General features: G+C 50.3%; 1 protein-coding gene. It reads right to left on the bottom strand.

Translation table 11 applies throughout. The features are described 5' to 3' along the window. Positions 1–266: 266 nt before the first annotated feature. On the bottom strand, positions 267–477 hold a 211-nt coding region (locus tag AC1RPR_RS08240), incomplete at its 5' end, for a hypothetical protein (protein WP_481763472.1).

Below are 477 nucleotides of genomic sequence, written 5' to 3'. Positions count from 1 at the left end.
CTATGCACCCGCTCATAGCAGTAGTAGCAGAACCCAGAGTGCAACAGAGTTCGCCCTATTCTATTGCGTTGAGTGCTGCCAGCAGCTACGTGCAACGACTTAGATTCCCCGATATTGTGCCGCTTATCCATCATGAGTGGTCTCATCCTCAGTATTGCTAAACGCTTGTGCTTGCTGCCTGCACAACGGACAGCCCAATGGCTGACAATCTAAAATTGAGGATGTAAAATGCCCCGATCAGAATCGATTCTGATCGGGGCATTTTCTTAGGCTAGCGAACTTGCCTTAATAGCAGACTCGAACCTGATCTCCACCGGACACATTTCTAGATAGTGGTTACGTGACTCAATCCAAGCTTGCGTACGCCCAGCACCTTCCACGTTCTTCGCCACAGTCAAGTGTGCATTGAAGTCAGGGAACGAATGAGTAAGGCCCTCACGCAGCAGCTCATCATGCAAGGACTGGAGACCTGTGGAG

It is taken from the genome of Dellaglioa sp. CoH-57-MRSF-22 (genome assembly GCF_056781895.1).
The sequence above is the reverse complement of the archived record's forward strand: the minus strand, read 5'-3'. Positions and strand labels throughout refer to the sequence as shown.